The organism is Bacillus sp. SSR7 (genome assembly GCF_055902415.1).
Genome location: NZ_JBVVXV010000002.1, coordinates 464,268 through 487,766 on the forward strand (window position 1 = coordinate 464,268; position 23,499 = coordinate 487,766).

The following is a 23,499-nucleotide window of genomic DNA, read 5'->3' on the forward strand; positions in this document are numbered from 1 at the left end:
TTTTTTATTTTCTTTGTAATCCGTATTCATTGTATACTGTCGGGCAGAAATTTGGTACAGGGTTTACATTCATTTCGAAAATCTGTAACAATTATTATGCGTTGTTAACAAAGAATTAACAAATATGTTAAGAAAAATCAAAATTTTAAAACAAATAAACCTGTAAAATGATATAATCATATCAAAATACATATAGGGGATGAGAGGCTATGGAGCTTATCCGTGATTTAATGATCCAAATTGCCATCATTATTTTGCCGCTATTTTTATACGAAGCGATTCGTTTAAATCGTTATCAAGAAATGCCTCCGAAGCCGAACCGCTACTTTATTATGTTTTTATCTAGCATTACACTCGTTCTCTCTATGACATACTCTATTTGTTTTGGGGCCGTTTGTGGGTATAACTTTCACCCAATCCCGATTGTTAGTGGTTTTCTATATGGTGGGATTGTTGGTTTAATCCCGGCCGTTATTTATGTTGCCTATGAATGGGCACTAAAGGGCATAAACCTTCTTCCAGTCATAGAAGTAATATTCCTATTGATAGTTCCATTATTTTTATCAAAGAAATGGTCTCTATTTTCAAGGGATAAGAAGTTAATTTTAGCATTTATAATTTCATCATTGTACGTACTTGTTTCTTTAGTGATTGGCATGATTAACGTTCTGTTAGAAACGGGGTTTACACCATATGTTTCGCACTTATATAGCGGATATATATTTGCTTCGCTTATTATGGTTATGACAATGGTATTTCAGGTGTACTTAACAGAATATTTAAATGAAAATGCAATACTACGTACAGAGATGCAAAAGTCAGAGAAACTTAATATTGTAAGTGAGTTAGCAGCAAGTGTTGCACATGAGGTTCGAAATCCGCTCACTGTTGTTCGTGGTTTTATTCAATTGCTAGAAAGTACGGAAGATGTGAAGAATAAGGATTATATGCGTCTCGTATTAGCTGAATTGGACCGGGCAGAACAAATTATTTCAGATTATTTAAATTTAGCAAGACCACAAATTGAGAAAAAAGAACATATTTGCTTATCCGCTCAATTAATAGAGATGACAACTCTTATGTCATCATTTGCAGCGATGCAAGGTGTATATTTGCAAGTTGAGATTTCTGAAAGTCTTTATACGATCGGTGATAAAACGAAATTGAAACAAGCTATTATGAATGTTGTTAAAAATGGTATTGAAGCAATTCAAGGAAATAAAGGATATTTAAAAGTAACGGCTATGCAAAAAGATGAAACGATTGTAATAAGAGTTAAAGATAGTGGTGTTGGGATGACGAAAGAACAATTAGCAAGGCTCGGACAACCGTATTATTCTTTAAAAGAAAAAGGGACAGGATTAGGGCTAATGGTAACATTTAGTATTTTACAAGCGCATAATGGTACGCTGGAATATAAAAGCGAAAGTGGGAAAGGAACGGAAGCGATTATTATATTGCCAGCTGTAAGAAATAAGGAATAAAAGTTACCGATAGAAGGTAACTTTTTATTTTATATTAGAAAAAATATATTATGTTATTCAGTTGTTTTTTCTTGTTTTGTTCGGCTAAATAAACTTCTAAATGATTGGAAAAAGCTTTGTTCTTTTGAAGCGGCGACTAATCTTTTTGTTTCTTGAATTTCGCGAATTACTTGCATAAGTTGTGCATCACGGTTGCTATCTTTATTATAAATTTGGTTTACGAGTTTATTCATTTTTTCTTCTTGTTTAGATTCTCGTTTATACATATGATTCATTAATAAGTCCATCTTTTCTTTTTGCAGGGCATCTGTTTGAGCGGCATGATCCACTAACTCTTGTAGCATTTTTTCTTGAGAGCCTTCTTTTACATAAACTTGTTGCATCAATTCATCTAGCTTTTCATCTTTTAAACGATTTTGGGTAATAAGAGTAGAATTTTGATGAATAATTGCTTCGTTTAACTGAGCAAGCATTTCAAGTTTTAACATGAACTCCTCAAAGTTACGCCCATCTTCTTTTTCTTTCGGTTGTATCTCTGGCTTATCTTGTATAACTGGTACAGGTGGGGCTTCTTTTTCTTTTAAAATAATTGGTATCGTTTCTGAAAGGTCCTCTTGCAATGTAGCAACTCTTTCGTGTATAGATTTCAATAGTTTTAAATCATCAAGTTTATAAATACGAGCATCAGCTGTTTTGGAAATCATATAACCATGTTCCTCTAACAGTTGACTATATTTGCGGACTATATGTTTTGGGATGCCTGTTTTATTCGTCACATCTTTCGTTTTATAGGTAGCTTCCATGATATTTCCTCCCCAAAAAGTATCGTATATATCATTTCAATCTTTTATGAGGACTTCCTTTGAAAAAGAATGTCGGAAGGTTATTAGTTTTCTACAGCATTAGTGAAAAGATGAAGAAAAATGAGAGTTTTTGGCGGAATGGCGAAGAAGAGCTAAAATAATGTCTGAAAACATATACAGGAGAAGTTTGTTATAATAATTGAGGAAAAGAAACAGGTAGAATCACGGAGGTATACATGAAACAATTAAAAGGTATTATCATTTCAATTATTGCAATTCTTTCTATTCTAGTAGCGGTGTATGAAGTGCTTGTTCCAGAGGAAACAAGTATTAAAAAAACAAATGCGTATGATCAAGTTCTAGAATTTCCGAAAGATCGATATCCAGAGACAGGGAAACATATTACGGATGCTATAAAAGAAGGACATTCAGAAGTTTGTACAATCGACCGTGGTGGCGCTGCGGATAGAAGAAAATTATCGTTAGCTCCATACCCATCAAAAAAAGGGTATGATCGTGATGAATGGCCAATGGCGATGTGTAAAGAAGGTGGAAAAGGAGCACATATTGAATATATAAGTCCAGCCGATAACCGCGGAGCAGGCTCTTGGGTAGGGAATAAGTTAGATAAATACCCAGATGGTACGCGTGTGAAATTTGACGTAAAGTAGTAGTTGCATATTTCATAATGAAGGAGAAGGGAACGATGGAGTTAACAATTTCGTATTCGCAATTAATGTTGATGAACTATGACGGTGATCAGCCTTACGTTGACTGGACGGATGAGGATTTTGAGAGAGGTTATGCGAAGGCGGACGGAACTGTTATTTTTGAAGCACTCTCTGATTATACTTGTGAAGTAAAAGTGACCCCAGGGAAACATATTGAGAAAGAAGAAGTGATTAGAACGGTTACAGTTCCTTTTACAGTTGAAAATGAATGTATCGTTGTAACAAGTATTCTTTCAAATAAATTTCAAATCCCTATTCCAAATGGTGAGTATACGGTTGTATTACAAGCAACACCTCTTGAAGAACCAACGGATGATGAATTATATAAAATACAATATGAATTCTTTTTTGAAAGTAAAGAATAAAAAATGGGGTATCCTCAAAAAGGATACCCCATTTTTATTATGCGTTTGTTTTTAGCAAGGAACGAGCGTCTTTTGCCGCTTGCACCATGTGCTCTAAAGCTGGAATAACTTCTTCTGTTCTTCTCGTTTTTAAACCACAATCAGGATTAATCCAGAAATATTTAGGATCGCATACTTTTAAAGATTGTTCTACGATTTTATACATTTCATCTTTACTTGGTACACGTGGGCTATGAATATCATATACACCTAGACCGATGCCTTTTTCATATGTTGTATGTTTTAATGTATCAATAAATTCACCGTGACTTCTTGATGTTTCGATAGAAATCACATCTGCATCTAATGCGCGAATCGCATCAACGATATCTTCGAAGTTACTGTAACACATATGAGTATGAATTTGTGTTTCATTTGCTACAGATGAAGTGGCTAAAAGGAAGGATTGTACTGCCCATGTAATATAAGCGTCCCAATCTTTTTCTTTTAGTGGCATTCCTTCACGAAGTGCTGGCTCATCGACTTGAATTACTCGAATTCCGGAAGATTCAAGTAGTTCAATTTCATGACGAAGAGCTAATGCAATTTGATATGAAACTTCTTTTCTTGGAATGTCATTTCGAACGAAGGACCAATTTAAAATCGTAACCGGTCCAGTTAACATTCCTTTTACAACTTTCTCTGTTAAGCTTTGTGCATAAACAGTTTCCTTAATAGTCATTCCGTTAATAAAGGCTACATCACCATAAATAACGGGTGGTTTTACACAGCGGGAACCGTATGATTGCACCCAACCGTTTTTAGTGAATGAGAAACCAGCAAGGCGTTCACCAAAATATTCGACCATGTCAGTTCTTTCAAATTCACCATGTACAAGAACATCAAGACCAATTTCTTCTTGGTAACGAATCCATTTTTCTGTCTCTTTTTCAATAAATTGTTCGTATTGTTCATTTGAAATAACACCGTTACGCCATTCTTTTCGCGTTTGGCGAACTTCAGTTGTTTGCGGGAAGCTACCGATAGTTGTTGTTGGTAACAACGGTAACTTCAGGGCAACTTGTTGCAATTCATATCGTTTTTCAAATGGAAGAGGTCGTGAAAAATCTTCTTCTTTTAGTGCTGTTCGTGCTGCTTTGACATCTTCTCGGTTACGTGCAGCAGATGAACGAATTGTATGATGTACATTTCGATATGTTTCCAGCTCATTACGAATGCTTTCTGTACCTTGAGTTAGAGCGGAATGAATAAGAACTAACTCTTCTAATTTTTGATTTGCAAATGCCAACGCATCAAATAGCTCAGTCGATAAGTGAGTTTCTTCTGTTTTATCGATTGGCGTATGCAATAAGCTACAAGAAGGCTGAACGATGAAATCTTTCGTTTGGACTTGTTTTTGTAACGTTGTAAATAACGTAAGAACTTCATCAAGATCGGCTCTCCAAATGTTACGGCCATCTATACAACCAACAGCTAAAGTTTTATCAGCTGGGAATCCATATTTTGAAATAGCACGTAGATTACCTTCTTTACCATGAATGAAATCTAATCCAATACTTGATACTGGGAATGTAATAATTTCTTCATAGTTTTCTTCTACACTATCAAAATATGTTTGTAAAAGAAGATTCGCATTTGGAACTTCTTTACGAATAGCTTCATAAATTTCTTTTGCTTGTTGAATTTCTTCTTTCGTTAAAGAAGCGAAAATCGGTTCATCAACTTGAATGATTTGTGCACCAGCTACATGTAGTTCTGAAAGCAATTGTACGTATGGTGCAACTAATTGTTTTAAAATAGTCGCGAATTGTTCTTGTGTATAGCCTTTAGCTAATTTCAAGAAAGTATATGGTCCTAAAATAACAGGTTTTCCATCTACTCCTAATTCTTGTTTTGCCTCTTCGTATAAGCGAAGTGGACGATTATCTTTTAAAGAGATTTGTAATCCCTCTTCATATTCTGGAACGATATAATGATAGTTTGTGTTAAACCATTTTGTCATTTCGGAAGCTACGTGATCTTCAGAGCCACGCGCCATTGCGAAATATACATCAAGGTAAGATGTAAACTCAGAAAAACGTGATGGGATAAATCCTAGCATATAAGCAGTATCCAAAACGTGATCGTAATATGTAAAGTCGCCAATTGGAATAAGTTCAATTCCTTTTTCTTGCTGTGCTTTAACGTGTTGAAGACGAATTTCTTTCATTGTTGTTAAAAATTGTTCTTCATCGATTTTATTAGACCAAAAAGCTTCCAATGTTTTTTTCCACTCTCGTTGTAGTCCGATACGTGGATAACCTAAGTTACTTGTTTGAATTGCCATTTCAAATTCCTCCCTAATTGAAAGTAAGCATTTCCGTTTACTAGGAAATACCTATAACAAAAAGCATAAAGGCATAGAAAATAAGCCTTCCTTTTTGTTTTAACACCTCATCATCATCCGTGAATCTATCAGTGTTGTTAAAACAGGCAGGTCTCCTGACTTATGCTTCATATGATTTCTTTCACCTTCCCGTTTTCACAGTGGCATCAAAAAGAAATCTCAGCATTTACAGTGGCGGGACCGTGTTGGAGTTTCACCAAGCTTCCCTTTTAAACACGAAACAAACTGTTCGTGTACCCATTTTCCTTTTGAAAGGAATTTAACAAGCGATATGATATTGAAACAAATTCTAACACAATTTTTAGAATTTTGTCTACTGTTTTAAAATAAGAAAATTCTAAAGTTTTTTATTTTGATTTTTTTTATTTTTCTAACTTTTTTAAAGGTAAGAAAAATGAGGGGGATTGAAAGGGAGTGCGATTAAATTTACAAAGAAAAGAGTACCTGTACATAGATAAGATGCCAGTTATGTTATTAAATAATCTGTTCATCTTATATAGAAAATTAAACAAGTATAACCCCATCCTAAATTAGAAGGGGTTTATACTTGTTTTAGACTTTGAAATAAAATAACTTTATTGTCTTTTTACAGTTTCGTCTTTATAAGTTAAACCTTCATCTATATCAATTTCTGAAAGTCGCCCGACAACAGCATCTGCAAGAAGGGTGTTTAACCATTGCAATTCAACTGTAATATGTTCAATAACGCTTTGCAAAATATATAGTTGTGCGCGTGGGATTTTTCCTTTGCTACAGTCATAAATAGTTTGCATGTTATGTAAATATTGAACGGTATCATTTTTCTTTTTTTCTAAAATGGGAATTAACTCTTGATCATCACCAAAATGCGCGAAAGAGAGTGCCGAATAAATTGGTTTATATATTTGATTTTTTGCCTCGAATTGTTTTAATAGTAACGTGTGAAATAACCGTTTACCTTCATCTGTTATATGAAAAATTGTTTTATCTGGTCTATTTGTATCTCGAACAATAGTTGTAACACGAATTGCCCCTTGTTTTTCTAATTGCTCGAAGGCATAGTAAAGTGATCCTTTTGCATATTTAATGTAACAGTCCATTTGTCGTTCTTTCATGATGTGTTGCACTTCATATGGATGTTTATCTCCTTCGAGTAGCAAGCCGAGAATGACTAATTTCATGCTCATGCTGTCTCAACTCCTATATATAAAAACTTTATACATATTATAAACGGCATATCCGTTTTCATAAAGGGATATGCCGTTTCTTTTCTATATATTAGCTTACTTGCTTTTGTTTTTGTTTCGTTTTTGGTCCTGTAAAAAGACGCTCATTTCCCATAAGTAAAATGCAAATAATACTTAGTACAGCTGGAATCAGTGCCCAGAAGAATGTACTGGCAATAGATGTAGCTAGAGCTTCTTTAATACCAGTTAATATTTCAGCTGGTATTTTATCGGTAGCACCTGGTGATAATAAGAAACTTGTGTCTCCACCCTTTGGAGCTAATTTTGCTAGTTCAGGAGGGAAGAGAGTGTTTAGTTTATCTGTAAAAATGTGATTTTGAATTGTACCGAAAATCGTTACACCAAGAGTCATACCGAGTGAACGGAAAAATGAGTTTGTTGATGTAGCAGAACCACGGTCTCTCATTTCTAATTTGTGAATCGAAGACATACTTAAAACTGAGAAAGAGAAACCAACACCAAGTCCAGCGAGAACCATAAATAGTGTTACGAGTAGGCGTGGTGTGTCCATTGTTAAAGTGCTTAGTAAATAAATACCAAGAACGAAGAAAAAGCCAGATGCCATCATAATGTTACGATAACTTGTTCGAGAAGCTAACTGTCCACCTGTTTGACTTCCAATTACAGAGCCAACCATCATAGGTGTTAAAATTAATCCAGCATTTGAGGCTGAACCGCCGAGAACACCTTGAACGAAGATTGGGATATAAACTGTACAGATGATAAAAGCGGCACCATAGAAAAAGGCAACACCTTGGCTAGCTGCGAATAAAGGTTTTTTAAATAGATGGAAAGAAATGATAGGTTCGGTTGCTTTTCGTTCTACGAAGAAGAAAATAATAAGCATAATAACAACTGTTGTAAATAAGCCGATAATCACAGTGGAATTCCATGCGTATTCTTTACCACCAAGTTCTAAGGCGAACATTAAGCAAACGATACTAACAACAAGTGTAATAGCGCCAGCCCAATCAATTTTTTGTTTTCTAAATTCTAGAGATTCACTGTAATATTTCGTAATGAAGAAGAAGGAGATAAGTCCTAATGGAATATTAATATAGAAGACCCAGTGCCAACTTATATAGTCTGTAATATAAGCACCTAATAAAGGGCCGAATACACTAGATGTCCCGAAAACAGCACCGAATAGCCCTGTCATTTTTCCGCGCTTTTCTGGTGGGAATATGTCGTACATAATAGTGAAGGCGATAGGCATAAGAGCGCCGCCACCAATTCCTTGAATTGCTCTATAAATACTTAGTTGCTCAATACTAGATGCTGTTCCGCAAAGTGCAGAACCGAACAAGAAAAGAATAAGGCCACCAATATAAAAGCGTTTCCGTCCGTACATATCAGAAAGTTTTCCGAAGATAGGCATTCCTGCCATTGTTGCAACCATATATGCAGACGTGACCCAAACGAACTTGTCAAATCCTCCTAGGTCTCCAACGATTGTTGCCATTGCTGTTGCAACGATTGTATTATCCATTGCCGCCATTAAAATACCAAGTAGTAAACCCGCAACAACAAATTTTGTCTTGCTGGAGTCTTTTTTTGATAATTGTGATTCCAAAGATAACCCTCCTTTAATAATAAGTAAACTATATTAAGTTTTGAGTGCAGCGTATAAAAATTATAAATATATTTTTAAAAATCAATTTACACAAGTGCACTGACAAAGCCATAAAGAATATTATAGTCAAATTTGACTAAAAGGCAAACTTTTTCTTCCGTCAAAATATTCTGTTGTATGGACAGCGAAAGAGTGAGTAATACTTAGTATTGGTAAAAAGTCAATGAAGGAAATTGTAAAAAAATATTTCAGTAAGAATACCTGCTGTTAACAGATGAAAAATGGTTTTTTCTTTACTTTGTCGAATAGGATAAAAGGAAGAGTAATAACTATATATAGTTTGTAACGAGCTTTATTAATATTGTGTAGAGAGGCAGAATAAGGTCGTATGGATATGATGCATCTGAAATGGGGTGAATATTATTATGAAAATATGGAAACGAATTCCGGATCAAGGAAGGCGTTCAATACCGCTACAACCGGTATTATGGATTGATGGCTCAAAAAAGGAAAACGAATGTCCTAACGTAGCAGTTACATTACAAATCCGTAGTATGTATAAAGAAAAATTTTCATATGAACTGACCTATGATGTAAACGACATACTTATTATTCGAATTGAAGTTGAAAATAAAGGAATGAAAATGATTTCACGAGTTGTAGTAAGTCATATGATTCGAGATTATTTTGCATATATTCCAAATTCATTAAAGGCGGATAAGGGAATGAGCGAGTTTCTGTTCCAGCTTGTAAGGTGGAGAATCGATAATTTATTACCAAATGAGAAGGTAGAATTAATTTGTAAAATAAAAGCAAATAAAGATAAAGAACTCAAAAACACACTATTTCAGGCTACATATACATTTCAATATAACGGAGTATCATATGGTCCGCTGCAAACAAATGAAGTTGTGGTGCGACAATGATAAAAAGGAACCTGTATGAAAGGTTCCTTTTTTAGTGCAGGTTTTCCTTTTTGAGTCCCTTTTTTGTTCGATTCCTTTCTTTTCATTCCATATTTGTATAACTAAAGATGGAATGAAAAGAAAGGGAACAAAATTTACAATAGCGTCAATTTGATTGTATGTAATGAAGTTTACTCCGAAAGAATTAAATAATAATTTTAGCTACAACAGAAAACCTGATAGTAAACGTATAATATCTGATAGATTCTTCTTTTGTAGCATGTAGGTCACCATATTTCTAAAATAATGTATGGTATATATATGAAATAGAATAGAAATGGTAGACAAGCTTAAGCGGAAATATACACTCAATATGTACATTTTTTATTTTGTAGAAAAACATAATTGTTATAGAAACATATATTGGTATAGAAGGGAGGAGAAGTATGAAACATAAAGGGAAAATTAGTGGATTATTACTTGGGAATACAGTGGCAGTTACAGAATGGATTGCGCTTCAGGATGTAATTACAAAACTGGATTCGCGATCATTTTATACCGTCTTTATTATTTATATATTGCAAATGATACTCAGCTATTATTTTGGACATTGGTATGATAAAAGAGCGAGTGGGCGTATGGATACGGAAGTAGGGGGAATGGCAAGTAATGATTTTGTAGTTGATTTTTTTGAGAAAGTAGCTGCTTTATCAGAACGGGATTCTCATAATATTACAGTGTACATTCTTTCTGTGAAAGAATGGAAAGGATTAAAAGAAACAGTGCAAGAAAAAAAATTGGAGGTGTTAGTACAAAAATTGGAGAGTACGATTGTAAAGACAATTCGTAAAGGCGATGTCGTTACGAAGTGGGATGAAAATAAGTATGTTATTGTGGCGATCGATAACGGACATGAAAAATCGACAATAACAAACCGATTAATGAAAAATATTGAAAGTGAAATAGAAAATGGCTTGTTAAGTATGACTCTATTATTTGGGGCTGCTAGTTATCCAATAGAAGGAAAAACGTTTGAAGAATTGTTAAGAAAGGCACAAAATCAATTGTACCAGCATAGAAATTCGTAAGAAAATAAGTAAAACTTTGATGTAAAGAAATATGATATGAAGAAGTTTTTGATTGTAACATTTTTTTGACTTTTATTACAAAAAGAACTTTTTTTGTAATAAAAGTCTTTAAAAATATATGAAATAGGCATATAATTATGATGGATGTGTCAATGCATTTTGCACAATGTGTTTCACTTTAAAAGTGTAGAGGAAAGCATACTCTACACTTTTCCTTTTTAGGGAATAGTTGCAAGATAGCATTTATACTGTGTAAAATGAACAAAGAGATTATTTGATAGAAAGCGGGAAAGGGAATGATAGACGTGAGAGAACAACGAACATCTTTTATCAGGTGAATGATTACTGTTGTTCTTCAAATTATTATGGTTGTGATGAATTCCGTTGTACTTTTATGTAATACATAATATTAATAGGTTTTAAAAAGTGCCAAGTAAAAGATGGATATGGAACTGCTATTTAGTCCAAAAACGGAAAATGTAATTTCAAGTAATACAATTTGTACAAGCATTATAAACAATATGAATGATTTTCGTGAAAAAGGTGCGAGTGTGGAGTTTATAGAAGGATATATAATTTCATAGCTTTTTACACGATGATCGTATATAAGTAGGAGGAAAAAGATGTTGAAATATAGTAAATTAGCAATTGTAACTGCATTATCAATGACTTTACTAGCGGGTTGTTTCGGGCCGAAACCAGAAGAGGAATTATATGTTGCATTTGAAAATGCTGCAAAGCAAGAAAAAACAATGTTTGAAGATGCAAAAAAACTTGAAACTTTAGAGAAACAGGGACAAGAATTATATAACCAGATTGTTCAAGAAGGAAAAGATAATAATCAAACTGTTAAGGAAAAACTAAACCAAGCAGTGAAAAATACAGATGAACGAGAAAAAGTGCTTAAAAAAGAAAAAGAATCTTTAAATAAGGCACAAGAAGAAGTGAAATCGGCAGATAAATATGTGAAGAAAATTGAAGATAAGAAATTGAAAGATCAAGCGGATAAAGTGAAAAGCACATATGAGAAACGACATGATTCATTTAACAAAATGTATGATAGCTATAATAAATCGTTAAAACAAGAAAAAGAATTATATACAATGCTACAAGATAAAGGGACAAAATTAAAAGATATTAGTGAAAAAGTAAAAGTAGTAAATCAGTCTTATAAAGATATTGAATCAGAAAAAGACAAGTTTAATGAATTTACGAAATCTTATAATACAGAAAAAATAGCTTTTTATAAACAAGCAAATATTAAAATTAAAGAAGAGAAAAAATAAAACAGTTTGGCCTACAATTGGCCAAACTGTTTTATTTTTTTGTATAGGTACGACTATACCATGGGACAGGTTCACTTAATTTTTTTTCTTGTTTTAGCGCTTCAGGACCAATATAATCTTGAAGTGTTTTTTTTGCTACTGTTAAAGATAAGGTTGTTTTCGGATTTCGATAGGAGGATTCAAGATGACCGAGATGTGGTAGGATTCGAAAATCTTCTTTTGTAGGAGGAATATGGAAAAAGTAATCACCTAAACGTATAAGAACATCAGATTGTTGTTGGCTAAAACGTGGATTTCTAGAGAAATGTAATCCTTCTTTAATAGCTTTTTTTTCAGTAATTAAGCGTTCTAAAGCTGTCTTTTTTAACCAGTATAAATACTTCGGATTAGTTGCAGCTTTAGCATGACGATTCACAACGAAAACAGATTGAGCTAGTCGATTAATAGAATGTTGGTTTTGTAATTGAGATTGTGGTTGTGAAGGTTTCATATTGAATCTCCTTTCAATTTTTCATTATTATACCATAAGTAAAAGCGATTTTTATTATATGCAAAAAGTGATTGTATATATTTTCAATATTAAAGCAATATTGTTACAAAAAACAACTATTTTGTATAATAGTAATAGAATGTGTTTTAGAAATTTGATAATGAAAGAGTGAGAAGTTTGAAAGAAATATTAAAACAGCAATATGCCATTATAGATATTGGATCTAATACAATGCGTTTAGTTATTTATGAAAAGCAAAACGGAGGTTTTTATAAAGAGATTGAAAATACGAAAGTGGTTGCAAGGTTAAGGAATTACTTAGTCGATGGTATGTTGATTGAAGAAGGAATAGAGGTATTGTTACAAACATTATTTCAATTTCAAGAAAGTACACGATTCCATCAGTTGCGCCATGTACTTTGTGTTGCAACAGCAACAATTAGGCAGGCTGAGAATCAAGAGGAAATTAAAAAACTTGTTGAAGGACAAACAGACTTTACTCTTAGAGTATTATCAGAATATGAAGAAGCACGTTACGGCTATTTAGCGGTTATGAATTCAACTTCGTTCTCGGAAGGGATTACAGTAGATATTGGTGGAGGAAGTACGGAAGTTACATACTTTCGAAATAGAGAGATTTTAGAGTATCATAGCTTTCCCTTTGGGGCACTTTCTTTAAAGCAACAATTTATTAAAGAGGATATACCTACTGAAGAAGAGATGGAAAAGCTTCAAACGTACCTAGAATATCAATTTCGAACATTACCATGGTTAATTGATAAGAAATTGCCCCTTATTGCAATTGGTGGTAGTGCGAGGAACTTAGTGAAAATTCATCAAAATTTAATTTGTTATCCTATAGCAGGAGTACATTTATACAAGATGAAAAAAGAAGATATTAAAAATGTGAAAGAAGAATTGGAAGGATTGTCGTTCATAGAACTTCAAAAATTGGAAGGATTGGCAAAAGATCGAGCGGATACAATTGTTCCAGCAGTCGAAGTATTTCATACGCTTGTTAATGTTATAGAGGCGCCAGCATTTGTATTAAGTAGAAAAGGATTAAGAGAAGGTGTTTTCTATGAAGAGTTGACAAAAGATTTGGGGATTTCATATTATCCGAACGTGGTCGAAGAAAGTTTGTATTTATTATCACATGAATATGAAATGGACATGGAATTTGTAATGCAGCTTATTAAACATGGAAGATTAATTTGTCAACAGCTTGAAGAAACAGAGCTGATTTCTATGTCAATAAAAGACTGGGAAGTATTTCATCAAGCAGCGAAAGTATTTAATATAGGCAAATATATAGACGAAGAAGCGAGCCGCTTACATACGTTTTATTTATTAGCAAATAAAACAATTGATGGTATGATGCATAAAGAGCGAGTTAGATTAGCGCTTATTGCGTCTTATAAATCAAAAATGTTATTCAAACAACATCTGTCTCCGTTTGAAGGATGGTTTGATAAAAACGAACAAAAAAAAATCCGCCTATTAGGGGCTGTTTTACAATTTTCAGCAGCTCTAAATATAAGACAAAGATCGCTTGTTGAATCGATATCTATAACAGAAAGTAAAGAAGGATTAACATTTAAAATTGTATGTGAACAATCGGCATTAGCGGAAAAAGTGCAAGCTGAAAAACAAAAAAAGCAGCTGGAAAGAGTATTGAAAACGAATATTAACTTATTCTTTGAATCAAAACAATAAGTTGTACGGATGTCTTTACAAAAAATTAACACTTTGGAATATTGTAATTTGTTAAAATGAAAGTAACTAAATTATAGTAAAAAAGTTTCAAGGGAAGTGTGAAGAGGATGGAAATGTTGAAGGGGAATATAGTCAATTTAAATGATACAGCTTATTACAACAATAGAGAACTAAGTTGGTTAGCATTTAATGAACGTGTACTACAAGAAGCACAGGATGAAATGAATCCGCTCTTAGAAAGATTAAAGTTTATTAGCATTTTTAGCTCCAATTTAGATGAATTCTTTATGGTACGTGTAGCAGGATTGAAGGATCAAGTGAGCGCTGGGTTTAACCAACCAGAAAATAAGGCTGGCTTAACACCAAAAAAGCAATTAAATAAAATTGCGATAAAGGCCCATGAATTAATGACTGTACAATATGATACGTTTAAAAATTATGTGTTGCCAGCGTTGGAGCTAGAGGGGATTGAGCGTTTAACATTCCATGATTTGACGAAAGAACAAAGAGAATTTATAGAAGAGTATTTTGATGAGCAAATTTTCCCGGTCTTAACACCTGTAGCTATCGATGCGTATCGTCCATTTCCTATGTTATTAAATAAAAGTTTGAATTTAGCTACTCTGTTATATGATGAGAAACAAGTGGAGGAAGAAAACCGTACGAAGTTAGGAATTGTACAAGTTCCTTCATTACTTGAACGTTTCATATTTTTACCGAGTGAAGGGCAAAAGCATAAATTTATTTTATTAGAAGATGTAATTAGTGGTTTTACTCATAAATTATTCACTGGATATAAAGTATCATCTGTTACTCGTTTCCGTATTACACGCAATGCGGATTTAACGATTCATGAAGAAGGTGCGAGAGATTTATTAAAAGTAATTGAAAAAGAATTAAAAAAGCGTAAGTGGGGAGCTGCTGTACGTTTAGAAGTCGGCAAAGAACACATTGATGAAAGAGTATTAGCGTTATTATATGAGGTGTTGGAAGTAAAAGATGAAGATGTGTATATAATGGATGGACCGTTAGATTTAACATGTCTATTTTCTTTATATAAAAAACTAGCGCCTTTATATGAACATCTTGTATATCCGGCTCTTATTCCGCAACCTCCTCAAGACTTAGGTGATGAGGAAGATGTATTTGAAAAGGCGATCGAACATGATATTTTATTACATCATCCTTTTGAATCGTTTCAGCCAGTAGTTGATTTTGTTCGTGATGCGGCAGACGACCCGAATGTACTTGCGATCAAACAAACATTATATCGAGTAAGTGGTGATTCTCCAATTATTCAGGCGCTAAAGGTAGCGGCTGAAAAAGGGAAACAAGTGACGGTGTTGGTTGAATTAAAGGCAAGGTTTGATGAAGAAAATAATGTGCATTGGGCTAAAGAATTAGAACAGGCGGGTTGTCATGTTATTTACGGTGTAAGTCATTTGAAAACACATAGTAAAATTACGCTAGTTGTAAGAAGAAAAAACGGAAAAATTGAAAGGTTCGTACATCTTGGAACCGGAAATTACAATGATGCAACCGCAAAGCTATATACTGATTTTGGCTATATTACATCACGGAAAGACTTTGGGGTCGATGCAACAAATTTCTTTAATTATTTGAGTGGTTATACAACAAAGCCACATTTTCATCATTTATCGGTTGCGCCATTTGATATAAGAGAGCAATTTATGGAGTTAATAGATGAAGAAATTCGTTATCATAGGCAATATGGAAATGGATATATCATTGCTAAAATGAATTCATTAACTGATAAACCACTTATTAAAAAAATGTATGAAGCATCACAAGCTGGAGTAAAGGTAGAACTCATCGTTCGAGGAACATGCTGCCTACGACCTGGCATTCCAAATGTAAGTGAAAATATTCGGGTAGTTAGTGTTGTGGGGAGATATTTAGAACATAGCCGTATTTATTATTTCCATCATAATGGAGAAGAGAAAATATATTTATCTTCAGCTGACTGGATGACACGAAATATGGAGAAACGTGTAGAAATCTCTTTCCCGATATTAGATATTGAAATGAAGGCACGAATTAAGGCGATTTTACAGCTTACTTTAGCTGATAATGTGAAAACACGTGAACAGAATAAATCTGGTGACTATTACTATGTTATTAATAGTAGTACAGAAGAAATTGATAGCCAAGTGAAGTTATTTAAGATGGCGTATCAAAATACAGATGCTGAATAATGAGAACAAAGTAAAAAACCTCTTTTTTAAGAGGTTTTTTACTTTGTTCTCTACTTATTATAAAGGATGCGTAGAGAGAATACTTTTTATTATAAGCATGTTAATGGATCATGAATCGGTTAAGAAAGGAAATAACATTAGTAGAATTGTTGCGGTACATTAATAATAGAATGGTTGTTGACAAGGTCCACCATAACAAGGATAAGGTGTCGGCGGTGGGAAAGGTGGTGGATATGGTGGGTAATACGGTCTAGGACCGAAAGCTAATGCTCCGCCAAGCAGTCCACCAGCAATACCAGCTAGAAATGGGACGCCAAAAAACGGAAAGAAGCGTGAGTCGCCTACTGGACCAATAGGTGCTGAACGGACTGGGATTGGTTGATAATATGGATACATGAACAAACCTCCTTTATTGGACTCACTTTTATCATATGGTAAATGAAACATGGATGAGCGCGTACAAGAAAGGATATGTAAGAAAATAGGCGAATGATTACGAATGTTGGAGCGTAAAAATTGTTATTTCAGGTTTTGCCATAAATCGGAATGGGACACGTGTTCTGCCGAGGCCTCGATTGACATAGAGAGCTAAATCTTGGATCGTATAGAAACCTTCTACATAGTTTTTAGCAAGTGCTGGGGTAATAATAGCGCCTAAAAAAGGGATTTGTACTTGTCCGCCATGGCTATGACCAGAAAGTTGTAAGTTAACTGGATATGTAGCAATTTGCGGTGCAATATCTGGTTCGTGAACAAGAACAATGTTATAAATGTTTTTCCGAGCGCGCTGTAGTGTCTCCTTTATTTTTGGTTTGCCTAATAGTATATCATCAAGACCGAAAATTGAAATTTCACTATTATCCAGTAGACGGATTCTCTTTTCACTGTTTAGTAACAGTTCAAATCCAGATTCACGCATGATGTGTTCGTAGTATTCCGTTCCATATCCGCCGTGATCATGGTTACCATAAATAGAAAATTTACCGAAGGGTGCTTGTATATTTTTTAAAATGGATGCAACGAAAGGAGTGTCAGTATATGTTTGATAATTATCAATGAGATCACCAGTAAAGAGAACAATGTCGGGTTTTACAGCATTAATTTTAGAAACGATTTGAGATAAATGTTGGAGAGAGAAATAGTATCCGAGATGTAAATCACTAAATTGAAGAATCTTCATACCATGAAAACTTTTTGGTATGAGTTGTGATTTCAATGTATGTTCTGTAAAAGAGAGTAGATGAGGCTCAATATATTTAGCGTAATAGTATCCGACGCTAGTCGTTATAATTGAATATAGACACGTACGCATTCCAGTTTTTAGAAAATCTCTTCTCGTAATTTTCTTCATAAAAATATGAGTATACCTAATTGGTTTATATTATATGTGTTCGTTACATTTACAGGTTACTCAAATCTCCTTTCGTTTTTTTTTAATATATTTTAAATCATGTAAAAGTAGTATAGAAAACGAAAAAACGAATAAAAAGAAACCTCTTTACGTTAAAATATCAGAAAAGTTTAAAAATATAAAGATTTCTATTAAATAAAATGATAAAATGAATGTGTATTCATTTTTGGGAGGGGATATATATGAAAGAAAAAGTAGTTATTATAACAGGTGGATCGAGCGGAATGGGAAAAGGAATGGCGACTCGCTTTGCAAAAGAAGGGGCACGAGTTGTTATTACAGGACGTACAAAGGAAAAACTAGAGGAAACAAAATTGGAAATTGAACAATTTCCAGGACAAATATTACCGGTACAAATGGATGTAAGAAATACGGATGATATTCAGAAAATGATTGAACAGATTGATGAGAAGTTTGGACGAATTGATATTTTAATAAATAATGCAGCTGGAAACTTTATTTGTCCAGCAGAAGATTTATCCGTGAACGGCTGGAATTCGGTTATTAATATTGTGTTAAACGGTACATTTTACTGTAGTCAGGCTGTCGGAAAATATTGGATTGAAAAAGGTATAAAAGGAAATATCATTAACATGGTAGCAACATATGCGTGGGATGCAGGTCCGGGAGTTATTCATTCGGCTGCAGCGAAGGCTGGAGTATTAGCAATGACGAAGACACTCGCTGTTGAGTGGGGACGTAAATATGGAATCCGAGTTAATGCTATTGCGCCAGGACCAATTGAACGTACGGGCGGTGCTGATAAATTATGGATTTCAGAAGAAATGGCTAAGCGTACGATACAAAGTGTTCCGCTTGGAAGACTTGGTACGCCAGAAGAAATTGCAGGGCTAGCTTATTATTTATGTTCAGATGAAGCTGCGTACATAAATGGAACTTGTATGACAATGGATGGAGGACAACATTTACATCAATATCCATTTTAAAAGGGATAAAAAAATGAATGTTTCATTCATTTTTTCACGGTTAAATGTGACGGAATTGTGACATATGAAAGAAAAGTGTTTACAAGAGGTCATATATACGTTATATTTAAGACCTCTTTTTTCTTCATAGTAGAATTGCTAATTCCCCTTAGCATTTTACCCCTCTAATCCCTTCAGGAAAACTGAAGGGATTTTTTATTATTTTTCCGTAAATATCATGTTATAATTTTTGAAAAGTAAAGGGAGGGAAGCACGTTGATAGATGCATTAGATGTAATGAATAACTTGGATAAAGTCCTTCCTTATTATCAAGCAATTTTTAGTGCTGATGAACATACTGTAATTGGATATGAAGTAGTAGGGCGTATTCAAACAGAAGAGGGCATCCAAAGTTTAGCTTCTTTCTTTCATGATGACTCTATTCCAAGTGAGTTTCAACTAGAAGCGGATAACATTATAGTAGAAAAAGCTTTAAATCGTTATTTAGAAAGTGATCAAAAACTATTATTATTTATACATCGGAATGCTAACGTATTAATGAACGATGATGATGAAAGTTTGCTTCAACTTTTATTGATGTATGAAAAACAAGGTTTAAATTTGAAAAACATTGTTTTAGAGATTACAGAACATGAATGTAAAGAAGATATAGAGCAATTTAATCATTTGCTTATGTATTATCGTACATATGGTATTCAAATTTCGATTAATAAAGTCGGAACAGGTACAAGTAATTTAGAACGTATTAGCGTGTTAGCACCTGATATTTTAAAAGTAGATTTAACAAATTTAAGGCAAACTGCACTTTTACAATCTTATCAAGATATTTTATATTCTTTATCATTACTTGCTAGAAGAATTGGTGCGACATTGTTATATGAAGAAATAGATGCTTTTTATCAATTACAATATGCATGGAAAAACGGTGGTAGGTACTATCAAGGGAACTATTTGAAAGAATGCTTACCTGATTTTATTGAAACGAACGTTTTGAAAGAACGACTTGGTAATGAGTGTCATCAATTTATTCAACATGAGAAGAAAAAACTACAAAAGATTTATAATTTAACAGAAATGTTACGTGATCGAATTGGCGATGTTTTAGCGAAACAGAAAAAGAATGAAGATATAAATGATTGGTTATTACAATTTAGCCAAAGTGTATCACAATGTAGTTTTCGTATATTTATTTGTAACGAAGATGGTTTCCAACAATCAGGAAACGTTATGAAAAAAGATGGGGAATGGATTGTGATGCCTGAGTATTACATGAAAAACTGGAGTTGGCGCCCGTATTTTCTAGAGAATATTATGAAAATGCGTTTTGAGAATAAGGCAAGACTTTCAGATTTATATGCTGATATTGAAACCGGTGAGATGGTACGAACATTCTCTTTCCCGATTGATGATGAAAACTTTTTATTTATAGATTTATCCTATGAATATTTATATGAAGAAGATGTTTTATTTTAATGCACGAAGAGATTCGTGCATTTTTTGTTTGTTTTTATCATAAATTGGTAATAGTGAAAATGGTGCTGAAAATGCTGTCTATCGTTGTAAAGATTTTACGAACGAAACCAGCCCTTTCTTTGCATAATCATTGTTACAATGAATACTACAAAGACAAGTTTTCTTAAAAGGAAGGTGAAAAAATGAGGAAATATGGAATATGGTTAGTTCTATTTGTATGCGTTGCCTTTCTAGTTGGTTATAGTGTTACAACTGTTTTAGGAAAAGAGGAAGTGAAAGTCGATCGGAAAGAAGTGTTTGTAACGATACAAAAAGGCTATGAAAGCCAATTTTCAATTCGTGGGAAGCGCTTGCCGATGAATAAGATGATAGAAACGTTATCACCATATTTTACAGAGAATTTCCTTCAAGTATTTACAGATGAAAATAGTAGAAGTGATAAACAAAGTGGTGAATATTTACTTCCAGCAAAAGAAGCGCCATTTTCTTTTAATTCAGAAACGAAAATGTCATATGATGAAGAGCATAAAATTTTATATGTTTATGAGCGGGCGAAAAGTGGACAATATCAAATTGTAACATTGCAAAGAGATCAAGGGAAATGGAAATTGGCTGGATATCATGAAAGCCAAGAACTTTTAACTGAAATAAAAAGGTTACAACAATTATAAAGTGAAACTTTAATCAGGGGCATATTCCGTTTAATATGAACTTGCCACACTCAGATGCATACTTCCAAAATATAGCGGGATAAAAATAGGAATAGGTTTTTACCTATTCCTATTCTATATTAAGAAGTTGTTGTAATTTTTCAATTTGAAAACCAGCAACAACTTCTCCATCAATTACAACCGTCGGAGTTGAATAAGAATCATAGTCATATAAAAGACGATTGCGAGCAGCGGCGTCTTTTTTTACGTCAAATTCTTCGTATACAACGTTATTATGCTTTAAAAATTCTTTCACAATAACACATGGCGGACAATCAGGTTGTGTGTAAACCTCAATTTTTTTCATTGCAATTCCTCCTTTTTACTGTTTTTTATTATATTCTTCCAGTATAAAAATCGCAATAAAGAAGGGAAAAGATGTTCTTTCTGTTTTTTCCTTCGTATTTCGACAAATTTTTAGTTGAGTTTCTGGCCAATAACCTTTATCCTAGAGTGTGGAACATTTTTTCTGCTATGACGGATAGAATGAGTATAGCTGTAAAACCTATTGGTAGGAAGATCAGAGAAAGGAGAGATTTCATGTCTCTACTCCAAGGAATTTTAACTCGACTTGTTAGTCTACAAGAACAAGCTGAAAGCGGTGAAGTAGCACAACGCTATTTTGAAGTGAACGGTGAGCGCAAATGTAGCGTGAAATTTTTCGATAAAAGTGAAATGTATGAGTTAGAAGTGTATCAACAAGGTGAAAAACCTCAAGTGTATCAATTCGATAATATCGACATGGTTGCAATTGAGATTTACGATATCATTTCTTGATACATATAAAAAAGGTGTTGCCATAGGGCAACACCTTTTTTAGTTCTATTACTTTTAGTATATATGTATAAGGATTTTTCATTTTTCCTACAATGGTAATAAAGTGAAAGTGTAATTAGTAGGGTTTCTTCGGCCTATACTGTTTATTATCCATCACCAATTGTAAATAGCAGGATGAAAATAGTGAGGAGGTGTGTTATATGGAACGTTTACCAGTTGTGATTTGTCCTAATTGTCACAATTCTGCTGAGATTATTCATGTACTAACGGCTCAATCGAATCAAAACGTAATTTATACGTGCCAAGTTTGCCAATATGTAATTCGGAATATTGAAACGAATAAAGGGTAGGGAGTTATAATTTTTGTTTTTGTCCCATACAATGAGAATACGAAAAGTCTGTCTAATTGAAAGGACGTGACTATGTGGCCGGTGAACATAAATTTTATAATGTTTCAGAGAGACATTTAAATTTTGATATGGTCTTTACCCGTATTTGTAATTTCATTGAAAAGGATCCGCGAAATTTATATCGTTTATCCATTGGGACAGACTCACAAGCACATCAAAAGGATACGAGGTTTATTACGGCAATTCATATTCATCGCGTTGGAAAAGGAGCCTGGGGATGTTTACACCATCAATCAGTAAAAGATAAGCCAGCAACTTTACGCGAGAAAATATATTTAGAGACGCAGTTTAGTCAAGAAATTGCATGCCTATTTACTCCAAATCATATACAAACCATATGGGATTTATTGCATCCATATGCTCAAGATGGGGCTGGTTTTATAATGGAGATTCACTTAGATATCGGAAATGATGGTTTAACAAAAGAATTTATTCTAGATATGACAGCGAAAATTCAAGCGATGGGATTAACTGCAAAAATTAAGCCAGATGCTTATGCGGCGTTTAGTTATGCAAATCGATATACGAAATAAAAACAATTTATATATTCCCTCCACTAAAAACTGAATATTACATCTATTAAATAGGCTGAAAATTTTATATAATAATGGTAACGATGCGAGTATAAGGAGAGGGGTATATGAAAAGGGAATTTGTTTTAACGGAAGAAGAGGAAAGTTTGTTACTAGATATTTTATTTCAGCAAAATTATGCGAGTGAAATTTTAGCTGTGGAACTTACAGATATTGAGAATGGTTTAAAAAAGACTGACGTGATGCAATATAAAAAAATCACAAGGTTATTTTACAGATTAAAAAATAAAGGGTATTAAGCGCTACCGGAATGGTAGTCTTTTTTTTGTGTTATATGCTAAAATAGCTGTGTAATTTTGTTTTTTACTGAAAGAATGTAAGGACAAAATAATAATGTGAAAACGCTGTCATAAAATGTGAATAGAGCCGGTAATTATAAGCAGGAAAAAGGGAAAATGGGGGATGTAATATGATTAGTATTCCAAAAGACGAGTTTCAACAAATTTTTGTAAAAGATTTAATGATTTCATCAGAAAAAGTAGCACACGTCCAAATAGGGAATGGTTTAGAGCATGCTTTACTCGTACTTGTGAAATCTGGATATTCGGCGATACCTGTTTTGGACCCGATGTACAAATTGCATGGGTTAATTAGTACTGCTATGATTTTAGACGGTATGTTAGGGCTAGAACGCATTGAGTTTGAAAGACTTGACGAAATGAAAGTAGAGCAAGTAATGAAGAAAGATATTCCGGTTCTTAAGTTAGAAGATTCATTTGCAAAAGCATTAGAAATGACTATTGATCACCCATTTATTTGCGCTGTCAATGAAGATGGGTATTTTGAGGGGATTTTAACGCGTCGAGCGATTTTAAAATTGTTGAATAAAAAAGTAAGGCAACATAATCGATAATGTGAGAAAAGTGACTTCATAGAACCGAAGAAGTCACTTTTTTTTCGTGCATATCA

General features: G+C 33.5%; 24 protein-coding genes, 1 pseudogene and 1 riboswitch. Of the genes and pseudogenes, 16 read left to right on the top strand and 9 right to left on the bottom strand.

Annotated features, from left to right (window positions below):
- The first annotated feature begins 209 nt into the window (after positions 1 to 209).
- Positions 210 to 1,484: a sporulation sensor histidine kinase KinB gene (kinB, locus tag AC0NJG_RS06545; RefSeq protein ID WP_474062935.1), complete on the top strand. Its 1,275-nt coding sequence runs from the start codon at positions 210 to 212 to the stop codon at positions 1,482 to 1,484.
- Positions 1,485 to 1,537: 53 nt separating this feature from the next.
- Here kinB and AC0NJG_RS06550 read toward each other — a convergent pair whose 3' ends face one another.
- Entirely contained in the window at positions 1,538 to 2,287 is a 750-nt protein-coding gene (locus AC0NJG_RS06550) for a DUF3967 domain-containing protein (RefSeq protein ID WP_087954430.1), read from the bottom strand.
- Positions 2,288 to 2,523: 236 nt separating this feature from the next.
- Here AC0NJG_RS06550 and nucA point away from each other — a divergent pair, with 236 nt between their 5' ends.
- Positions 2,524 to 2,958 (top strand): DNA-entry nuclease, encoded by a 435-nt coding sequence (gene nucA / locus AC0NJG_RS06555; RefSeq protein ID WP_087954431.1) that lies wholly within the window; start codon positions 2,524 to 2,526, stop codon positions 2,956 to 2,958.
- Between the two features lie 35 nt (positions 2,959 to 2,993).
- Positions 2,994 to 3,383, top strand: coding sequence for a competence protein ComJ (gene comJ / locus AC0NJG_RS06560; RefSeq protein ID WP_000424015.1), 390 nt, complete (start codon positions 2,994 to 2,996; stop codon positions 3,381 to 3,383).
- Positions 3,384 to 3,420: 37 nt separating this feature from the next.
- Here the strand turns inward: comJ and metE are convergent, their stop codons facing one another.
- The 3 genes from metE to AC0NJG_RS06575 all read right to left on the bottom strand — a co-directional run bounded on the left by metE (position 3,421) and on the right by AC0NJG_RS06575 (position 8,568).
- The gene (gene metE, locus AC0NJG_RS06565) at positions 3,421 to 5,709 is read right to left on the bottom strand and encodes a 5-methyltetrahydropteroyltriglutamate--homocysteine S-methyltransferase (protein ID WP_087954432.1); all 2,289 of its coding nucleotides are present in this window, start codon (positions 5,707 to 5,709) and stop codon (positions 3,421 to 3,423) included.
- Positions 5,710 to 5,837: 128 nt separating this feature from the next.
- Positions 5,838 to 6,025, bottom strand: a riboswitch (cobalamin riboswitch).
- 319 nt (positions 6,026 to 6,344) lie between these two features.
- Positions 6,345 to 6,935 carry a PadR family transcriptional regulator gene (locus AC0NJG_RS06570; RefSeq protein WP_087954433.1) on the bottom strand — a complete coding sequence of 197 codons (591 nt, stop codon included), beginning with the start codon at positions 6,933 to 6,935 and terminating at the stop codon, positions 6,345 to 6,347.
- 91 nt (positions 6,936 to 7,026) lie between these two features.
- Complete coding sequence (locus AC0NJG_RS06575) at positions 7,027 to 8,568, bottom strand: MDR family MFS transporter (protein ID WP_087954434.1); 1,542 nt, start codon at positions 8,566 to 8,568, stop codon at positions 7,027 to 7,029.
- Between the two features lie 425 nt (positions 8,569 to 8,993).
- Here AC0NJG_RS06575 and AC0NJG_RS06580 point away from each other — a divergent pair, with 425 nt between their 5' ends.
- Positions 8,994 to 9,494, top strand: coding sequence for a hypothetical protein (locus tag AC0NJG_RS06580; protein WP_087954435.1), 501 nt, complete (start codon positions 8,994 to 8,996; stop codon positions 9,492 to 9,494).
- A gap of 31 nt (positions 9,495 to 9,525) precedes the next feature.
- Here AC0NJG_RS06580 and AC0NJG_RS06585 read toward each other — a convergent pair.
- Positions 9,526 to 9,755: pseudogene (locus AC0NJG_RS06585) on the bottom strand (hypothetical protein).
- Between the two features lie 164 nt (positions 9,756 to 9,919).
- Between AC0NJG_RS06585 and AC0NJG_RS06590 the strand changes: the two are divergent.
- Both AC0NJG_RS06590 and AC0NJG_RS06595 read left to right on the top strand, forming a co-directional pair.
- Entirely contained in the window at positions 9,920 to 10,561 is a 642-nt protein-coding gene (locus tag AC0NJG_RS06590) for a diguanylate cyclase domain-containing protein (RefSeq protein WP_000680842.1), read from the top strand.
- Between the two features lie 623 nt (positions 10,562 to 11,184).
- A complete protein-coding gene (locus AC0NJG_RS06595; protein ID WP_087954437.1) occupies positions 11,185 to 11,847 on the top strand; it encodes a YkyA family protein in 663 nt (220 codons plus the stop codon).
- A 31-nt stretch (positions 11,848 to 11,878) separates the two neighbouring features.
- Here the strand turns inward: AC0NJG_RS06595 and AC0NJG_RS06600 are convergent, their stop codons facing one another.
- A complete protein-coding gene (locus tag AC0NJG_RS06600; protein ID WP_000804871.1) occupies positions 11,879 to 12,337 on the bottom strand; it encodes a YkyB family protein in 459 nt (152 codons plus the stop codon).
- A 177-nt stretch (positions 12,338 to 12,514) separates the two neighbouring features.
- Between AC0NJG_RS06600 and ppx the strand changes: the two genes are divergently transcribed.
- Together ppx and AC0NJG_RS06610 are read left to right on the top strand one after the other, a co-directional pair.
- On the top strand, positions 12,515 to 14,053 hold the full coding sequence (gene ppx / locus AC0NJG_RS06605; protein ID WP_087954438.1) for an exopolyphosphatase: 1,539 nt from the start codon (positions 12,515 to 12,517) through the stop codon (positions 14,051 to 14,053).
- A gap of 107 nt (positions 14,054 to 14,160) precedes the next feature.
- Entirely contained in the window at positions 14,161 to 16,269 is a 2,109-nt protein-coding gene (locus tag AC0NJG_RS06610; RefSeq protein ID WP_087954439.1) for a polyphosphate kinase, read from the top strand.
- A 159-nt stretch (positions 16,270 to 16,428) separates the two neighbouring features.
- On the opposite strand, the gene AC0NJG_RS06615 is transcribed toward AC0NJG_RS06610, so the two are convergent.
- Both AC0NJG_RS06615 and AC0NJG_RS06620 read right to left on the bottom strand, forming a co-directional pair.
- Positions 16,429 to 16,665 carry a hypothetical protein gene (locus AC0NJG_RS06615; protein WP_000283744.1) on the bottom strand — a complete coding sequence of 79 codons (237 nt, stop codon included), beginning with the start codon at positions 16,663 to 16,665 and terminating at the stop codon, positions 16,429 to 16,431.
- Between the two features lie 97 nt (positions 16,666 to 16,762).
- On the bottom strand, positions 16,763 to 17,620 hold the full coding sequence (locus AC0NJG_RS06620) for a metallophosphoesterase (protein ID WP_087954440.1): 858 nt from the start codon (positions 17,618 to 17,620) through the stop codon (positions 16,763 to 16,765).
- Positions 17,621 to 17,862: 242 nt separating this feature from the next.
- On the opposite strand from AC0NJG_RS06620, the gene fadH reads away from it, so the two are divergent.
- The 3 genes from fadH to AC0NJG_RS06635 all read left to right on the top strand — a co-directional run bounded on the left by fadH (position 17,863) and on the right by AC0NJG_RS06635 (position 20,771).
- A complete protein-coding gene (gene fadH, locus AC0NJG_RS06625) occupies positions 17,863 to 18,627 on the top strand; it encodes a 2,4-dienoyl-CoA reductase (protein WP_000660909.1) in 765 nt (254 codons plus the stop codon).
- A 255-nt stretch (positions 18,628 to 18,882) separates the two neighbouring features.
- Positions 18,883 to 20,100 (top strand): EAL domain-containing protein, encoded by a 1,218-nt coding sequence (locus AC0NJG_RS06630; protein WP_474062936.1) that lies wholly within the window; start codon positions 18,883 to 18,885, stop codon positions 20,098 to 20,100.
- Positions 20,101 to 20,282: 182 nt separating this feature from the next.
- Positions 20,283 to 20,771, top strand: coding sequence for a DUF3993 domain-containing protein (locus AC0NJG_RS06635; protein WP_001233820.1), 489 nt, complete (start codon positions 20,283 to 20,285; stop codon positions 20,769 to 20,771).
- Positions 20,772 to 20,880: 109 nt separating this feature from the next.
- Here AC0NJG_RS06635 and AC0NJG_RS06640 read toward each other — a convergent pair whose 3' ends face one another.
- Complete coding sequence (locus tag AC0NJG_RS06640; RefSeq protein ID WP_000717880.1) at positions 20,881 to 21,117, bottom strand: glutaredoxin family protein; 237 nt, start codon at positions 21,115 to 21,117, stop codon at positions 20,881 to 20,883.
- Positions 21,118 to 21,350: 233 nt separating this feature from the next.
- On the opposite strand from AC0NJG_RS06640, the gene AC0NJG_RS06645 reads away from it, so the two are divergent.
- From AC0NJG_RS06645 to cbpB, 5 genes are all read left to right on the top strand, one after another.
- Positions 21,351 to 21,587 carry a YkuJ family protein gene (locus AC0NJG_RS06645; RefSeq protein WP_000055151.1) on the top strand — a complete coding sequence of 79 codons (237 nt, stop codon included), beginning with the start codon at positions 21,351 to 21,353 and terminating at the stop codon, positions 21,585 to 21,587.
- A gap of 200 nt (positions 21,588 to 21,787) precedes the next feature.
- Positions 21,788 to 21,937, top strand: coding sequence for a hypothetical protein (locus tag AC0NJG_RS06650; RefSeq protein ID WP_000440538.1), 150 nt, complete (start codon positions 21,788 to 21,790; stop codon positions 21,935 to 21,937).
- A 74-nt stretch (positions 21,938 to 22,011) separates the two neighbouring features.
- Positions 22,012 to 22,530: a ribonuclease H-like YkuK family protein gene (locus AC0NJG_RS06655; RefSeq protein ID WP_000896650.1), complete on the top strand. Its 519-nt coding sequence runs from the start codon at positions 22,012 to 22,014 to the stop codon at positions 22,528 to 22,530.
- 107 nt (positions 22,531 to 22,637) lie between these two features.
- A complete protein-coding gene (gene abbA / locus AC0NJG_RS06660) occupies positions 22,638 to 22,829 on the top strand; it encodes an antirepressor AbbA (protein ID WP_000817794.1) in 192 nt (63 codons plus the stop codon).
- Positions 22,830 to 22,999: 170 nt separating this feature from the next.
- Entirely contained in the window at positions 23,000 to 23,443 is a 444-nt protein-coding gene (gene cbpB, locus AC0NJG_RS06665; RefSeq protein WP_000623566.1) for a cyclic-di-AMP-binding protein CbpB, read from the top strand.
- The last annotated feature ends 56 nt before the right edge of the window (positions 23,444 to 23,499 follow it).

Coding starts and splice junctions, on each gene's coding strand:
- kinB (WP_474062935.1), top strand. CDS start 210: ATGGAGCTTATCCGTGATTTAATGATCCAAATTGCCATCATTATTTTG.
- AC0NJG_RS06550 (WP_087954430.1), bottom strand. CDS start 2,287: ATGGAAGCTACCTATAAAACGAAAGATGTGACGAATAAAACAGGCATC.
- nucA (WP_087954431.1), top strand. CDS start 2,524: ATGAAACAATTAAAAGGTATTATCATTTCAATTATTGCAATTCTTTCT.
- comJ (WP_000424015.1), top strand. CDS start 2,994: ATGGAGTTAACAATTTCGTATTCGCAATTAATGTTGATGAACTATGAC.
- metE (WP_087954432.1), bottom strand. CDS start 5,709: ATGGCAATTCAAACAAGTAACTTAGGTTATCCACGTATCGGACTACAA.
- AC0NJG_RS06570 (WP_087954433.1), bottom strand. CDS start 6,935: ATGAGCATGAAATTAGTCATTCTCGGCTTGCTACTCGAAGGAGATAAA.
- AC0NJG_RS06580 (WP_087954435.1), top strand. CDS start 8,994: ATGAAAATATGGAAACGAATTCCGGATCAAGGAAGGCGTTCAATACCG.
- AC0NJG_RS06590 (WP_000680842.1), top strand. CDS start 9,920: ATGAAACATAAAGGGAAAATTAGTGGATTATTACTTGGGAATACAGTG.
- AC0NJG_RS06595 (WP_087954437.1), top strand. CDS start 11,185: ATGTTGAAATATAGTAAATTAGCAATTGTAACTGCATTATCAATGACT.
- AC0NJG_RS06600 (WP_000804871.1), bottom strand. CDS start 12,337: ATGAAACCTTCACAACCACAATCTCAATTACAAAACCAACATTCTATT.
- AC0NJG_RS06610 (WP_087954439.1), top strand. CDS start 14,161: ATGGAAATGTTGAAGGGGAATATAGTCAATTTAAATGATACAGCTTAT.
- AC0NJG_RS06615 (WP_000283744.1), bottom strand. CDS start 16,665: ATGTATCCATATTATCAACCAATCCCAGTCCGTTCAGCACCTATTGGT.
- AC0NJG_RS06620 (WP_087954440.1), bottom strand. CDS start 17,620: ATGAAGAAAATTACGAGAAGAGATTTTCTAAAAACTGGAATGCGTACG.
- fadH (WP_000660909.1), top strand. CDS start 17,863: ATGAAAGAAAAAGTAGTTATTATAACAGGTGGATCGAGCGGAATGGGA.
- AC0NJG_RS06635 (WP_001233820.1), top strand. CDS start 20,283: ATGAGGAAATATGGAATATGGTTAGTTCTATTTGTATGCGTTGCCTTT.
- AC0NJG_RS06640 (WP_000717880.1), bottom strand. CDS start 21,117: ATGAAAAAAATTGAGGTTTACACACAACCTGATTGTCCGCCATGTGTT.
- AC0NJG_RS06645 (WP_000055151.1), top strand. CDS start 21,351: ATGTCTCTACTCCAAGGAATTTTAACTCGACTTGTTAGTCTACAAGAA.
- AC0NJG_RS06650 (WP_000440538.1), top strand. CDS start 21,788: ATGGAACGTTTACCAGTTGTGATTTGTCCTAATTGTCACAATTCTGCT.
- abbA (WP_000817794.1), top strand. CDS start 22,638: ATGAAAAGGGAATTTGTTTTAACGGAAGAAGAGGAAAGTTTGTTACTA.
- cbpB (WP_000623566.1), top strand. CDS start 23,000: ATGATTAGTATTCCAAAAGACGAGTTTCAACAAATTTTTGTAAAAGAT.